Below are 13881 nucleotides of genomic sequence, written 5' to 3'. Positions count from 1 at the left end.
ATCAAAATATCAAAACCAATGAACACATCAGAGTTAAACAGTTTCATCGTGATACTTATCTATGGTTCATTGGTTTTGCTTTCTCTGCTGAAGCTGGCCAATCCTTTACAAGTAAATCATAAAGCTAATTTCTGGTTCGGAATATTTCTTTTTCTGTGGTCTACCTTTTGGCTGGATGAAGTTTTGTTTCTCATTACAGGCTCCATCATTGATTTTCATTCCCTGTTTTGGGTTAAGTTTATTCAGTTTTTTACCCCTATTGTTTTTTACTTTAGTGTACTGTTCTATACCAATCCTTCTTTTACCTTTAAAATCACCGATGCAAAGTTTTTAATACTCCCGGCAGCTTTTCTTGCCTGCCTTGTATTGATCAAATTGGGATATGCAAAACCATTTGACTATCTGAGTGTTATTCTCATTCTGATTCAGGCGCTTTTCTATACTGGCCTTTCTTATATTACCATCAGAAAGCATCAGCGGAAGATTCAGCAGTTTTCGTCCAATACAGAAGGAATAAATCTGAATTGGTTGGAGTATATCATACTGGTACTTCTTATGGTGAACATCATTTATGTGATCTATAACTTGTTCTATGACCCAAAATCACTGAATTTCTTTATCAATGCTGTCTTTTTATCCGTTATTTATTGGGTGGGATATTATTCTCTGAAACAGAAAGAAATTTATCCTTTAGAAGAAAAACAAAGACAGGAACTTATTTCTATTGATGAAGATTCCGATCTGGAAGAAGTAAAGAAAAAACTAATTTCAGATGAAGAATTAGTAAAAATTAAAACCTCACTAGAAAGCATTATGGAATTGCGAAAACCCTACCTTGACAGCGAACTTAACCTGATCAGGCTGGCTGAAATGTTATCCGTTTCAACGCATCATCTTTCCTATGTGATTAATACAGGCTTTGGAAAAAATTTCTTCCAATACGTGAATGAGTACAGAGTAGATTATGCCAAAAAGCTTTTGAAAGAACCGAACAGCAAATTGTCAATTCTGGGAATTGCTTACGAGTCAGGATTCAATTCTAAAACCTCTTTCAATACTACCTTTAAAAAAGTGACCGGACAAACGCCTTCTGAGTTTAAAAAATAAGTTCCGGTTTATAAAGTTTTACTTTTAATTGAATTTAAATTATTGATTTTTAAAACTTTATGTGTTTGTTGGTTTTCGTTTGGAAATCAGTTCGTTCAGATAATCCGGAACATTTAAACCTGCTTTTCGAGATAGCTTTGTACCATAAAATGTAAACTTATGGACACCAAAGAATCATATGCAGTGGTCACGGGGGCAAGTCAAGGGCTCGGTAAATCATTCGCTGAAAATCTGGCCAGGAAAAAGATCAATGTTATTCTTGTAAGCCTTCCGGATCAGAATCTCAAAGAATTTTCTAAGGATTTAAAGGAGCTGTATGATGTAAAAGTTCATTACTACGAAACAGATCTCTCTGTTCATGAAAATGTAATGAAGCTTACAGAATGGCTTAACCGGTCTTTTGATATTCATATCCTGATCAATAATGCAGGGCTTGGCGGAACTAAAAAATTCACAGAAGCTTCTTCGGATTATATCAACACTATTTTACAGGTGAATGTAACGGCCACTTCACTGATTACCCATCAGCTTCTTCCCAATCTTTTAAAACAACCCAAAGCCTATATTCTGAATGTCTCAAGTATGGCTGCCTTTTCTCCTATTGGTTTTAAAACGGTATATCCTGCCTCTAAAAGCTTTATTCATTCATTTTCAAGAGGACTTCATGAAGAACTGAAAGATACCAACGTCTTTGTAAGTGTCGTGAATCCGGGGGCGATGAAAACCAACAAAGATGTATGTAAAAGAATAGAAAAACAAGGTTTTATGGGCAGGTTAACCCTTTTAAATCCTGATAAAGTAGCTTCCTACTGTATTCGCCAATTGTTTAAAAAAGATTCCGTAATTATGGTGAATCCAATCAGCTGGCTGGTGATGAAAATTTTACCCATATGGATCAAACTTCCATTAATGACCCAGGCTATAAAAAGAGAAATCGAAGCATGAAAAAAGTGTGTGTAACAGGAGCTACAGGGCTTCTTGGAACTAATGTTATCATTAAATTATTACAAAATGGTTATTCTGTTATTGCTCTGGTGCGCAAGAAAAGCAACTGGCTGGGTGAAGAAAACGAAAATCTGAAACTGCTGGAAGTGAATCTATCATCCGATATCTCAACACTTCTTACTGATATCGACTGTATCATTCATATTGCGGCAGAAACACGCCAGCATTTCATTAATTATGATGAATATAGAAAAGTGAATTATGATACCGTTGTGAATCTGTTTACCCATGCAGAACTGATGGGGGTAAAAAAGTTTTTGTTTGTGAGCACAGCAAATACCCTGGGATTTGGAAATACGGCGTTCTGGGGAAGTGAAAAAGCACCACAAATTTATCCTTTTACCCATTCATTCTATGCCCAAAGTAAGCTGGCAGCGGAAGATTATCTTTTAAAAAACAATAAAAATACAGAGGTTACTATCGTTAATCCAACCTTTATGATTGGTGCTTATGACAGTAAGCCAAGCTCCGGAAAAATCATCTTCTGGGCGTGGAAGAAGAAACTGCTTTTTTATCCGAAAGGAGGGAAAAATTTTGTACATGTAGAAGATGCAGCCACCGGAATAGTAAATGCTGTTGAAAACGGAAAAGCTGGCGAAAAATACCTCTTAGCCAATGAAAACTTAAGTTATAAAGATTTTTTTAAAAAAGTAAACCGGATTACCAGTCAAAACCCAATAATGATAGCTATTCCCAATAAAGTGTTAAGCTTTCTGGGATTGATAGGCGATGGTTTAAGAAGATTCAAAATAAAAACAAATCTCAGTACCTCTAATATGAAAGCATTGCAGATCTGCAATTATTATTCTAATCAGAAATCGGTAGAGGAGTTGGGTATTCAATACCAGCCTGTTGACAAAGCGATTGAAGATGCTATTCAGTATTTTATTAAAAATCCTGTTAATCATAAAAAAACCAGCTCTTAAAAGCTGGTTTTTATTAATTTATCTTATGATTTTCTGAGTTACATTTTTGTTGGAAACAACGCAGGCTTTGCTGCAGTTATTCGCACTTGAAATATTAACCTGTACCAATGCAGGTAATGATCTGTATTCCTCCTTATTGTAGGGAGCTTCAGTACCATTACTTCCACCGCCTTTAATATCATACTGTACCTGGGCAACTCCTGTGAATCCAACCGCAGGTCTGAAAGAAAGCGCTCCGGTAGTAGGATAATAGGTCCACGTTCCCTGGCTGTTGGTATAAACACCTCCAGTAATATTAGGAATCACCGCTCCATTGTTATCTAAAAAACGGAATGAATTAAAATCAAGGTTATTATAGGAAAGCGTTGGCGGGTTTTGACCGCTTGCTGAAGAATAAGCTGCATCATTAAGCAAAGGATAATACGTTGATTTTATCCCCGGACATCCTGCAAACAGATCATCTGTTACTTCCGCTGCATAAGGTCTGGTAACTCCTAAGTTTCTCAATAAATGGATGTTTTTAGCGGCTCCTGTAGAAGCTGCAAACCCAATTCTGAAAGTAGAAGGTGCTGAAGTATCCAAAGTTCTTACTGTAGTGTTGGATATCGTAGTCTCAGTATATTTCAGTGAAGTAGGATAATAATAATTATCAATTACTTTTTCTTTCACGGTTCCGTGCTGAATTTCCAGGGTTATATTGTAACCACCGGCAGGATTGGGCACTAATGTGACAAATGCTTTACGGAATCTCGCATCGTTTTCATTAAGTGGAAAAGTTGTTCCACCACTTTCAATGCTGAATTGCTGAAGAGTCGTATTTTTAATACCAATATATTTTCCCGTTGCAGGATCCAGATAAGCAGACCTGTTATTGCTGGAAGGGGAGGCGTTCGTAGCTGTACTGTAAAGCAGCGGGTAACCATTGTATCCCGCAGGCTCAGCTGATGACAGAGACTGATTTCCGCGTTTAGCCCTTAAAGAAACATTACTTCTTCCATCGGCTAATCCAACACCAAAAATTCCATTTCTAACCCTTTCACCCTGATTAAAGCTTGTTTTAAAATTTCCGTATTCATCAAGACCTATCCCTAGATAGGCTCCTCTAAGTCCTTCTGTAGATTCACCACCGCGTATAAAACTATATCCTAATCCCCCACCAAAATATCCTAGATTAAGCTGGGCTTTAGGAATAGATCCATCTACTAAGAATATAGAAATACCATCTCCTCCGTTTGTATTTCCTCCATATATGGCGAATTCAAATTCGAATTTAATTCCCTGATCACTTTTGAATATTTTATCAGCAAGGATTACTCCCCCTGAAATATTATTTACACTGCGGGTAAGTCGTAATCCGTCTGTGGTAAAAGTAGCATCATTCTGGACTCCGCTTGTCGCCACTTTATAAGCTTCCTGAGGTTGTAGCCCCTGGGTGAAGTTCACGAAATACGGATATCCTGTTCCCTGTTCATTCTGTGCCTTTATATTTTGGGACAGCATAAACAGCGGAAATGCAAGTAGAAGTCTTTTGTATCGTACAATTGAGGTACTTTTTATCATAACTCAATTATTTAACAACGAAAACAATATTAATAAAAGAACAGTCTGTAGCGGCTGCTTTTACATCATACTTCATTACGCCATCGTCTGAAATAGTTATATTACTGAATACATTAGTGTCCGCATCAGTTACATAATAATAAAGATCTTTACTGGACGGGAAAAAAGGAATAGATGCAGGAGCGCTGGTGCTCTTTGCTCTTGGAGACCCGAACTGAGTTTTATATAAAGTATATAAGTCTTTGGTTCTACCTATTGCGGTAGTGGAAGTATCGAAAGAAACACTTGGCATGTAAAACATTTTTACAGCATTGTTGCTGATGCATAACCAATCTGGACTGGTAGGTGTTCCCACATTCTGACTAAGACACTTTTTATCAGTATCATAGATAAGAAGGGAGCTCGCCGGATTAACAATAGCATTTCTTTGTGCTGTAGTAAGCCTAGGCATTAACATTCCCTTACTTTGACTGTAAACATCAAGTGCTGCACTGGCATCAGGTGTGGGTAAGTTTATCCCTATCTGTGCAAATGAAAATGAACTTACTAAAACGATTGGTAGAAATAATTTTTTAATCATGATGTTCTTAATAATTTTTATCTGTGTATGTTTTTTTATGTTTTTTTGAAAGGCATTTTTTCAGCCAGATCAGTTCCATCAAAGGAATAAGTATCAAAAACAGTTCATTTCAATAATGAATTGTGTCCATAGAATGACATGAAGAAACCTTTGGGTTCCTAAAAGCCAATAACAGATAATAACATAATGCCCTATAGAGGACAACTTCATGCCTTATCTGAAATAGTCGGAAAAATAAATTGAATTATGTAGCCGTATAAGCTCTTAAATAAGTAAGATTCATATTCCCTCGTGTTTTTTTGCAAATATACAAAGAAATATCAATAGGTTGATGTTTATAGAATTAATTCTAAATTCTCCTTAATGATTAACATATTTTGGCTTAAAATTTTACGTATTTCACAAATAAATGAGATTGTTTTTACTATGCAAATCTTTATATTTTAGTGAAAAATCTTAAAAAATAGATTTTATGGAGGCATTGATATTGGAAAATGAAGAAAAATTTTCCCTTTTTTACTATAAAGAATTGAAAAAGAGTCTATTTTGGAAAATTATTTAACGCATCTTCCAGAGTGCTTACAAAATTGATATGTTTTGTTTTATTACTTTCAAAAATAAAGTCCTTCATACTTTTGCTTTCGTATTTGCTGAAATTACCTACAATAGCCAGCCCGATACGATAGTTCGAGAATTTCTGAAGAATTTCTCCTGCAATTCTGGTTTTTAAGTCAAAGAATTCGGGAGTAATATTTTTTTCGTAAAGAATTACTTTATCAAAACCCTGATAATAAATGTTTCCCATAAGATCTAACCCGTCCTGAACAGATTGAATAATCATATCATCGGAAATGATTTCTGCAATTTTTATCGTATTAATTTCGTGAGATTGAATGGTCATTGTGTTATTGTATTGTTTTTTTGATATCCTGTAAAAATTGATCTAAAGGAAATGTATCTCCTTGATTCGTAAAGGCGATGATACAGCTGTTATGTTTAAGATCTCTCCAGAATAAAGCTTTGAAACTATTGAGTCCACCTGTATGCATTGCGATTTTTTCACTCTTATTTTCCTCCAAAAACCAGGCAAATCCGTAGTTTGAAACCTGACCATCAGATAGTTTTGATGGAGTAAACATGAGCGTTGTATTTTCTTTATTGATAAGAGTATTATTCCTCAAAGCCTGATCAAACTTATAAAGATCTTCAGGGGTAGAGTAGATCCCGCCATCGCCAGTGGTTAATATGGAGTAGTCATCAGGGGTCTTCTCTTTATTATATCCCAACGCTTTATTTTGGATCATGGTGTCAGGTTCATAAACATAAGTATTACGCATTTTTAAAGGCATCATAATCTGTTCATTAATGAAAGCCGGATAAGATTTTCCGGAAACCTTCTCTATAATCTGGGAAAGAATGATATACCCACTGTTACTGTATTTAAACTGACTATCTGGAAGAAAGTCAAGTTTTTTAAGTTGAAATAACCAATTGATTACCTCCAGATTGGTCAATCCTTTTTTCGAAAATAAATTCTCATAATCTTTAATTCCGGAAGTATGATGCAAAAGTTGCCTTACAGTGATATCTTTGGCGTAGTCAGGAAGTGAGATGAATTGAGAAGCTCTGTCATCAAGTTTCAATAGGTCTTTTTGCTCTAACATTAAAATTGCTGCAGCAGTGAATGATTTACTGAGAGAGGCAATATAAAATGAAGTGTTTTTATCCGCTTTTAACCCTTTTTCAATATTACGGAAACCCAAGGCGGTATCACAAACAATCTGACCGTTTTTAACGATCAGAACAGAGCCGTTGAATTCTCCTTTACTATAATATTCATTCACAACATCTCCGGGATGCTGTTTGCAGGATACCAGTTGTATGATCAGTGAAATACCAATGAGGAAATTCCATAGCAAAGTTTTCATAGGTTAGGTGTATGGAAGCAAAATTACTTATTTCCTTCCATAAATAAACCTGTCATTTTCAGATAAATCCTTCAATAATTGAGCGTTAGAAAAATTTTGGTACAATTCCAGGGTTTCGGGTCCTAATTTTTGATTAATTTCTAAAAATAAAAAACCGTCCTTATTCAAATGCTTTTGGGCATCATCAGCAATTTTTCTGTAAAATATTAAAGCATCATCTGTAGGAGAGAAGAGAGCCATTTTAGGTTCAAACCCTTTCACAGAATCTGCGATTTCAATTTCTTCTTCAATCCCAATATAAGGTGGATTTGAAATAATGATATCATAACTTTCAGTTGGTTCGAAATGAAGATAATCAGCGTGAATGAACTGTATTTCCAACTGATGGTAATCTGCATTTCTTCGGGCTGTTTCCAGTGCTTTTTCAGAAAAATCTATTGAGGAAACTTCAGCTTCGGGAAAATGCTTTTTTAAAACCAAAGGAATTACTCCGCTTCCGGTTCCTATATCCAGAATCTTTAAACCTTGAATCTTAAACTTCGAATTTTGAATTTCCCGAATAGCAATTTCCAACAGTTCTTCCGTTTCAGGACGGGGAATCAGTACATTTTCATCTACGAAGAATTTCATTCCATAAAATTCAGTTTCACCAAGAATCTGCTGATAAGGTCTTCCTGTTTTAAGTTCTGAAACCAGTTGACAAAGTTTTTCTTCATCATCAGTCAGAAGTTCCTGTTCAGAAAACCTTCTTTGCTGAAAATGGTCAAAGCCTACGATCTGATGAATGAAAAGTGATGATAAAAACATACTTTCCGACTCAGTATAAAGGTCGGAAAGTTCTGCTTTGAAATATTTTTTAAATGCTGAAATTGTCATTTATCTTGTAAAAACCAGTTTTGTATCCGTAGATTTTTCTTCATCAATTCTGTAACCTTCATAGTTGAATGCTTTTACATCTTCCAGTGTTTTGGCATTGGTCTCAGCACAGAATCGTACCACAAGACCTCTTGCATGCTTGGTGTACACTACGATGGTTTTCAGTTTTCCATCTTTTAGTTCATAAAAATCGAAGTCAATTACTTTATGATTTAGTTTTTTTCTGTCGATTACTTTTCCATACTCATTGCTGGCAAGATGAAGAAGAATTTCTCCTTTTTTCATTTCAGAATTCAGTTGTTCTGTAATCTTTTCTCTCCAGAATTCATACAGGTTTTTGTATTGTTCAAACTGAAAAGGACGTCCCATTTCCAATCTGTAAAGCATTACTTTATCAGAAGGCTTCAGTAAGCCATACAATCCGGAAAGCATTCTGTAATTTTTCTGCAGATAATCTACTGCACTTTTATTAAGTGTTTTGGCGTCCAGACCTCTGTAAACTTCTCCTGCAAAGGCAAACATAGCCGGAGCGGATTCTTTTGCGGTAGGTTTGGATTTCCATTTTTGATTTCTTTCCCAGTTTTCATCAGCCAGTTTTGGAGATATTTCCATCAGCTCGGAAAGATATTTTGGTGATTTTTCTTTTAAATAAGACTGTATCAATGCTGCGTCTTCAATGAATTTTGGAGTAGAAGATTTCAACAGATCTGTTGCGTTTTCTACGTTCATTAATTTGGCAGGTGATGTTATAATTTTCATAATGTTAAAATAAAGATAAGTGTTTAATATCCATAAAATTCATAGCCATCAGAGAGATAAAATCAATCAGAAAATGACAGATGATCAGGATCTTAATATTTGAATAAATTTTATAAAACATAGCAAAAACGACTCCAATAAAGAAAGGAATAATAACCTGACCTATGGTTCCGTAAGTGCTGTGCAGAATTCCAAAGAGAATAGCTGAAACGAAAACTCCGAGAAGAGGACTGTTATACATTTTTTCAATCCTTGGCTGTACATAGCCTCTCATCAGGAATTCTTCTACAGCTCCTGCTGTAAAGCAGGTAAAAATAAGTAAAAAATAATTGTTTTTAAAAATGGGTGTGAGTTCAAAAAGTTTATCACTTATCTTTTCCTGGATCAGAAGATGAATCATTACATTCAATAATGCTCCGCCAATACTGCAGATAAAATATAAACAGATCACTGCTTTTATATAAAATAATATTGAACATTGTGTTTCTTTTTTTAATAGGAACGATCCTTTTTCGATAAAAAAGGTGTAGAGAAATACCATAAGAAAAATCCCCCAAATGATAAATCTGGTAAGAAGAAAATTGGTTTCTGTAATCCCCCGCACTCCCGTCATCAATGTAACAATAGGAAAAGCGTAAAGCATTGCAGCCGCCAAAAGCACAAAAGTGAGTAAAATTCCTATAGAATATTTCCCATTAATCCCCATAACCTATATCTCTCAACCGTAAACTTCGAACTTTAAACCTTAAACTAAATAATCCCTTTTCCCTGACGGATAATCTCCGGTTCACCTGAAGTAAGATCCACAATAGTAGAAGCCACATTATCTCCATATCCGGAATCAATCACAATATCTACCAAATGATCATATTTTTCAGCAATAAGCTCAGGGTCGGTAGAATATTCAATGATTTCATCATCGTCTTTAATGGAAGTGGAAGCAATAGGGTGTCCCAATTTTTCCACAATAAGCTGTGGAATCGGATGGTCAGGCACACGGATACCAATTGTTTTGTGACCTTTATAGGCTAATGGTAAACTTTTGTTGGCATCAAGGATAAATGTAAATGGTCCTGGGAGATGACTTTTCAGAAATCTGAAAACTGAAGTTTCAATAGGTCTTGTAAAGTCGGAAAGATGACTCAGATCATTACAGATAATCGAGAATTTTGACTTCTCAAGCTTCATTTTTTTGAGCTGTGCCAGCTTTTCCATGGCTTTTATATCAAAAATATTACATCCTAATGCATAAATCGTATCCGAAGGATAGATAATCAGCCCTCCATTATTTAGAGTTTTAATAACCTCATTCACAAGATTTTCCTGTGGGTTGTCTGGGTAAATTTTTAATATTTTTGCCATAAAACAAAGATACAAATAATAAAATAGTTTTCATAAAAGTCCTTTATTTAAAAGAAAAATTAGGATTTGTAAAAAATATTCGTACCTTTGCAATCCAATATCGCGGGATGGAGCAGTAGGTAGCTCGTCGGGCTCATAACCCGAAGGTCATCGGTTCGAGTCCGGTTCCCGCTACTAAGCAAGTGTTTTCGGTAAGCACTCTAAAAATACACCGCGGGATGGAGCAGTAGGTAGCTCGTCGGGCTCATAACCCGAAGGTCATCGGTTCGAGTCCGGTTCCCGCTACTAAGCAAGTGTTTTCGGTAAACACTCTAAAAATATACCGCGGGATGGAGCAGTAGGTAGCTCGTCGGGCTCATAACCCGAAGGTCATCGGTTCGAGTCCGGTTCCCGCTACTAAACAAAAAATCGATATGACTTATTGTTATATCGATTTTTTTATATTGTCAATATCTGTTAAAAGATATTTTTCCAAATAATATAGTAATTCTAATAAATACTTAATTCAATAGGATTATAATCTTTTGCAGCAGCTTCTGTGTTTCTCCTTATCATTTCAAGATCATCCTTATTTTCAATAAACTGTTGGTGTACTTGCATTCTACCTGCCACTTTATTTTTTAAAAGATCCCATACCTTATCTTTTGTTGTTTTTTTGGAGTTATTTGCAACATTAGCAGATTTACAAGTGTATTTTCTTTTTCTAAAGGAATAAAGCGCATAGTGGTAGTCATCTTTGGAATCATATAATTCTGTGATTAACCCAGGTAAACCATTAAATTTATAAGGCCCATATTGGAAAGGAATATCAGTTGTAAACCAAGCTGTCCAGGTTCTTCCGTATTTTGTTGTTTCTGCTTTCTGACATTTAAAGCCAAGAACAGTTTTAAATTCATTTTTTATTTTCCAAGCAATATTATTTGGTTCTTCATATGAATAATCTACATAATTAATTTCTGTAGTTACGTAAAGTTTAGCAGATGTTGTACCAATTGTCTCTCGAAAATCTGTTACATATTTCATAGATTCTTCCATTGGAATGGTAATTTTTTCAACTTCTAGAGAGTCGGCAATATATTTATTCATGTTCTTAAAAAAGGAGGCCTCTTGATTTATCAACAAAGCAAAAGTTGTTGTTTTTTTATAATTGCTTGATTTTGATAATTTAGAATTTAATTTATAATCTGCTTCATAAACTACATCAAATTTTTTCTGGCAAAAAGCAGATGTTATTATTAATAAATTAATTAGCAGGATAATCTTTTTCATAAAACTTCTATTAAAAAAGACCGCCAAAATTATGACGGTCTTCGTTGCAATTTTTTTAATTTTTTAGTGGCTGTAAATTACAGTTACAACAGTGGAATTTGCATGTTGTGGACATGTTTCACCGTTAAGATCTGTAAGATAATTTGATAATTGATTTTGCGTCATGTTGTTAGCGATAGTTTGGCTAACCTGAAGAACTGTTCCACAAGAAGTCCTGAATGGAAATGCACTAACTACACTAGCAACAAATAGACCTGCTACTAATAATGTTTTTTTCATAATTTTTTGTTTTGATGATTAATAATTATTCTAATTCAAACCAAATATAAAAAATAAATCCAATCAAGTGAGAATTATTTTTTTATGTTAAGTGACTTTATCACTTATATTTACATAGATATTAATAATGTATTATTTTAAAAAATGGTTTTCCGTAATACTTTGATATTAAAGAATAAATTTTAAATTTGGTAGCAAAATAATTATAATAAAAGACTAAATGAATCAAGAATCAGCAGATAAAATAATAAAGGAATTAGATCAAGCAATATCTGAACTTGAGTATAAAATTGTTGAACTTAAAACGTTAAAGATTGAACCTGATTTGAGCTACATAAATTCATTCTATAAAGAAAAAACTGAAGAAAATATTAATAGACTTAATTCCCAAATTAAAATCCCAAAACTAAGCCTTTATTTATGGGGCTCATCTTTTGCAATGCTTATTATTAGTTTTATGGTTTTCTTTTTTGTTTTCTCCAAACTAGAAGAGACAAAGGAAAATTCAATAAAAGAATATAAAAATCAACTTTCTAAAAATAGTGTGATCATGTCAAAAGAAAACGCAGAGCTTTTAAAAGACATGGATTTGTGGTTTAAAAGCGATCCCCAATCAACAAGTAAATTTATTCATTGGCGACAAAATCAAAAATAATAATTCTAAAGAATATCTTTTGTATTATCTTTCTATATTAATATTATACAATTCTTGGTCATTTTTGCCTAATCTTCATAAAAACTAGATTTGTCAGTTGTAGATCAGTCTTTTTTTCCATAATAACGTTTTTACATTCCTATTCATAACAATGAGTTTTTTTAACTGTCGGATCTGATTTTCTAAAAAAATTTGCAGAGGCCTACATTTTACCAATTGAGATAAAAATATTTTTTTTCTTACTGATTCTCCGAAGACTAAGGTAAACACAAAATGAATATAGAACGAATGTTTTTATGTTTATGAAAAAAGCTCTATATTTGCACCACAATATCGCGGGATGGAGCAGTAGGTAGCTCGTCGGGCTCATAACCCGAAGGTCATCGGTTCGAGTCCGGTTCCCGCTACTAAACGAAAGAGAAGCAATACTATTGCTTCTCTTTTTTCATTTATAAGCCAGTCATTCCGAACAAGGTGTAGATTAGCTTTGGAATCAATGAAGTTGATTCCATCTTTGTTCCCTTAAGAATTTAACATCAATTATTGAATCTTTGCGCTTAATGAATATAAATATTCATTTCTTCCACTTTTTATAAGCTTCCCTCATACAATGTCCACAAGGCCGGAATTTATTTTCCAGTGCTTCTTTTTCATCTGTGAAGAAAACTCTGTTTTCCTTTTTCATTCTTTTCCCTGAGCGGCAACTGAGCAATCCGTAGATCTTTAATTTTTTATTTCCTCCAAAATGAATTTCTTTGCTGTGAATTTTGCACTTTAGATTTTCACTTGATATTTGAGAATGCTGAATCATTGTAATATATAATTTACGGTTGTTGATACATAACTAACTTATTGCATCATGGAAGATAATTCCTAAGGCATAGCGGCTGCCTTCTTTTACTTCACTTATTCCATGTTTCATATTCACTCTGTAATATCCTTTAGTTCCTTTTTCAGGTTTAAACTGCGTTGTAAAAATAAGAACATCTCCTTTTTTAGGCTTTAAAACAATGGCCTTTGACTGTGCTCTTGGAATCTGCTGGGTAAGGACAAATTCTCCTCCTGTAAAATCATGATCAGGCTCACTAAGCATTAATACAATCTGGATAGGAAAGTACACATCACCGTACAAATCCTGATGCAAAGTATTAAAACCTCCTTCTTTATATTTCAGAATCAAAACAGTTGCTTTCTGCTGACCGTTGAGATGGCATTGCTGTAGAAACTCCTGATGATTCAATGGAAACTGAGTGTCGATATGTAAAGCGTTGAACCATGAATTGGCTATAGAAGCCAGATGTGGATAGATATTGGCTCGTATGGTCTGAATGATTTCAGGAAGCGGATAATTAAAATATTTATATTCACCCAATCCAAAACGATGTCTGGCCATGACAACTGTTTTTCGGAAAAGAGCGGAATGGTCGTAGTCGGATTTTAATTGTTCACATTCATTATCTGATAACAGATTAGAAATTACAGCATATCCGTTTTTATGCATTGTTTCCGTAAGGTGCTGCCAATCTGTATTTTCTATTTTTTGGATGATATCTTTCATTGTCTTGATTTAATACT

General features: G+C 34.3%; 16 protein-coding genes and 4 tRNA genes. 8 read left to right on the top strand and 12 right to left on the bottom strand.

What is annotated here, in order from left to right; genetic code table 11:
* The first annotated feature begins 18 nt into the window (after positions 1-18).
* The 3 genes from ACM6F9_RS10485 (at position 19) to ACM6F9_RS10475 (ending at position 3038) form a co-directional block, all read left to right on the top strand.
* Positions 19-1107: a helix-turn-helix domain-containing protein gene (locus tag ACM6F9_RS10485; protein WP_414845656.1), complete on the top strand. Its 1089-nt coding sequence runs from the start codon at positions 19-21 to the stop codon at positions 1105-1107.
* Positions 1108-1266: 159 nt separating this feature from the next.
* Positions 1267-2052 (top strand): SDR family NAD(P)-dependent oxidoreductase, encoded by a 786-nt coding sequence (locus tag ACM6F9_RS10480; protein ID WP_414845655.1) that lies wholly within the window; start codon positions 1267-1269, stop codon positions 2050-2052.
* Positions 1998-3038 (top strand): NAD-dependent epimerase/dehydratase family protein, encoded by a 1041-nt coding sequence (locus tag ACM6F9_RS10475; protein WP_414845654.1) that lies wholly within the window; start codon positions 1998-2000, stop codon positions 3036-3038. Before ACM6F9_RS10480 ends, ACM6F9_RS10475 begins: the two co-directional genes overlap by 55 nt.
* An 18-nt stretch (positions 3039-3056) precedes the next feature.
* Here the strand turns inward: ACM6F9_RS10475 and ACM6F9_RS10470 are convergent, their stop codons facing one another.
* From ACM6F9_RS10470 to ACM6F9_RS10435, 8 genes are all read right to left on the bottom strand, one after another.
* Positions 3057-4598 (bottom strand): lectin-like domain-containing protein, encoded by a 1542-nt coding sequence (locus ACM6F9_RS10470; RefSeq protein ID WP_414845653.1) that lies wholly within the window; start codon positions 4596-4598, stop codon positions 3057-3059.
* A 7-nt stretch (positions 4599-4605) separates the two neighbouring features.
* The gene (locus ACM6F9_RS10465) at positions 4606-5178 is read right to left on the bottom strand and encodes a hypothetical protein (protein ID WP_414845652.1); all 573 of its coding nucleotides are present in this window, start codon (positions 5176-5178) and stop codon (positions 4606-4608) included.
* A gap of 541 nt (positions 5179-5719) precedes the next feature.
* A complete protein-coding gene (locus ACM6F9_RS10460; protein WP_414845651.1) occupies positions 5720-6079 on the bottom strand; it encodes a DUF4180 domain-containing protein in 360 nt (119 codons plus the stop codon).
* Positions 6080-6083: 4 nt separating this feature from the next.
* A complete protein-coding gene (locus ACM6F9_RS10455; RefSeq protein WP_414845650.1) occupies positions 6084-7106 on the bottom strand; it encodes a serine hydrolase domain-containing protein in 1023 nt (340 codons plus the stop codon).
* A gap of 27 nt (positions 7107-7133) precedes the next feature.
* The gene (gene prmC, locus ACM6F9_RS10450) at positions 7134-7982 is read right to left on the bottom strand and encodes a peptide chain release factor N(5)-glutamine methyltransferase (protein ID WP_414845649.1); all 849 of its coding nucleotides are present in this window, start codon (positions 7980-7982) and stop codon (positions 7134-7136) included.
* Positions 7983-8741 (bottom strand): peroxide stress protein YaaA, encoded by a 759-nt coding sequence (gene yaaA / locus ACM6F9_RS10445; RefSeq protein WP_414845648.1) that lies wholly within the window; start codon positions 8739-8741, stop codon positions 7983-7985.
* A 4-nt stretch (positions 8742-8745) separates the two neighbouring features.
* Positions 8746-9447, bottom strand: coding sequence for a lysostaphin resistance A-like protein (locus ACM6F9_RS10440; protein ID WP_414845647.1), 702 nt, complete (start codon positions 9445-9447; stop codon positions 8746-8748).
* A gap of 44 nt (positions 9448-9491) precedes the next feature.
* Positions 9492-10103, bottom strand: coding sequence for an L-threonylcarbamoyladenylate synthase (locus ACM6F9_RS10435; RefSeq protein ID WP_105703630.1), 612 nt, complete (start codon positions 10101-10103; stop codon positions 9492-9494).
* Positions 10104-10204: 101 nt separating this feature from the next.
* Between ACM6F9_RS10435 and ACM6F9_RS10430 the strand changes: the two genes are divergently transcribed.
* From ACM6F9_RS10430 to ACM6F9_RS10420, 3 genes are all read left to right on the top strand, one after another.
* A tRNA-Met gene (locus ACM6F9_RS10430) sits at positions 10205-10277 on the top strand.
* A gap of 38 nt (positions 10278-10315) precedes the next feature.
* Positions 10316-10388, top strand: a tRNA-Met gene (locus ACM6F9_RS10425).
* Between the two features lie 38 nt (positions 10389-10426).
* Positions 10427-10499 (top strand) — tRNA-Met (locus ACM6F9_RS10420).
* Positions 10500-10592: 93 nt separating this feature from the next.
* Here the strand turns inward: ACM6F9_RS10420 and ACM6F9_RS10415 are convergent.
* Both ACM6F9_RS10415 and ACM6F9_RS10410 read right to left on the bottom strand, forming a co-directional pair.
* The gene (locus ACM6F9_RS10415) at positions 10593-11372 is read right to left on the bottom strand and encodes a GLPGLI family protein (RefSeq protein ID WP_414845646.1); all 780 of its coding nucleotides are present in this window, start codon (positions 11370-11372) and stop codon (positions 10593-10595) included.
* Between the two features lie 63 nt (positions 11373-11435).
* Complete coding sequence (locus tag ACM6F9_RS10410; RefSeq protein ID WP_414845645.1) at positions 11436-11651, bottom strand: hypothetical protein; 216 nt, start codon at positions 11649-11651, stop codon at positions 11436-11438.
* Positions 11652-11871: 220 nt separating this feature from the next.
* Between ACM6F9_RS10410 and ACM6F9_RS10405 the strand changes: the two genes are divergently transcribed.
* Positions 11872-12306 (top strand): hypothetical protein, encoded by a 435-nt coding sequence (locus ACM6F9_RS10405; RefSeq protein ID WP_414845644.1) that lies wholly within the window; start codon positions 11872-11874, stop codon positions 12304-12306.
* Positions 12307-12640: 334 nt separating this feature from the next.
* Positions 12641-12713: transfer RNA gene (locus ACM6F9_RS10400), tRNA-Met, on the top strand.
* 167 nt (positions 12714-12880) lie between these two features.
* On the opposite strand, the gene ACM6F9_RS10395 is transcribed toward ACM6F9_RS10400, so the two are convergent.
* Together ACM6F9_RS10395 and ACM6F9_RS10390 are read right to left on the bottom strand one after the other, a co-directional pair.
* Positions 12881-13117, bottom strand: a complete 237-nt coding sequence (locus ACM6F9_RS10395) for an Ada metal-binding domain-containing protein (protein ID WP_414845643.1) — start codon at positions 13115-13117, stop codon at positions 12881-12883.
* A 33-nt stretch (positions 13118-13150) separates the two neighbouring features.
* Positions 13151-13864 carry a 2OG-Fe(II) oxygenase gene (locus ACM6F9_RS10390; protein ID WP_414845642.1) on the bottom strand — a complete coding sequence of 238 codons (714 nt, stop codon included), beginning with the start codon at positions 13862-13864 and terminating at the stop codon, positions 13151-13153.
* Between the last annotated feature and the right edge of the window lie 17 nt (positions 13865-13881).

Source organism: Chryseobacterium sp. IT-36CA2 (genome assembly GCF_949767875.1).
Lineage (GTDB): Bacteria > Bacteroidota > Bacteroidia > Flavobacteriales > Weeksellaceae > Chryseobacterium.
Note: the sequence above shows the minus strand (reverse complement) of the source record. Positions and strands in the feature narration are given on the sequence as shown.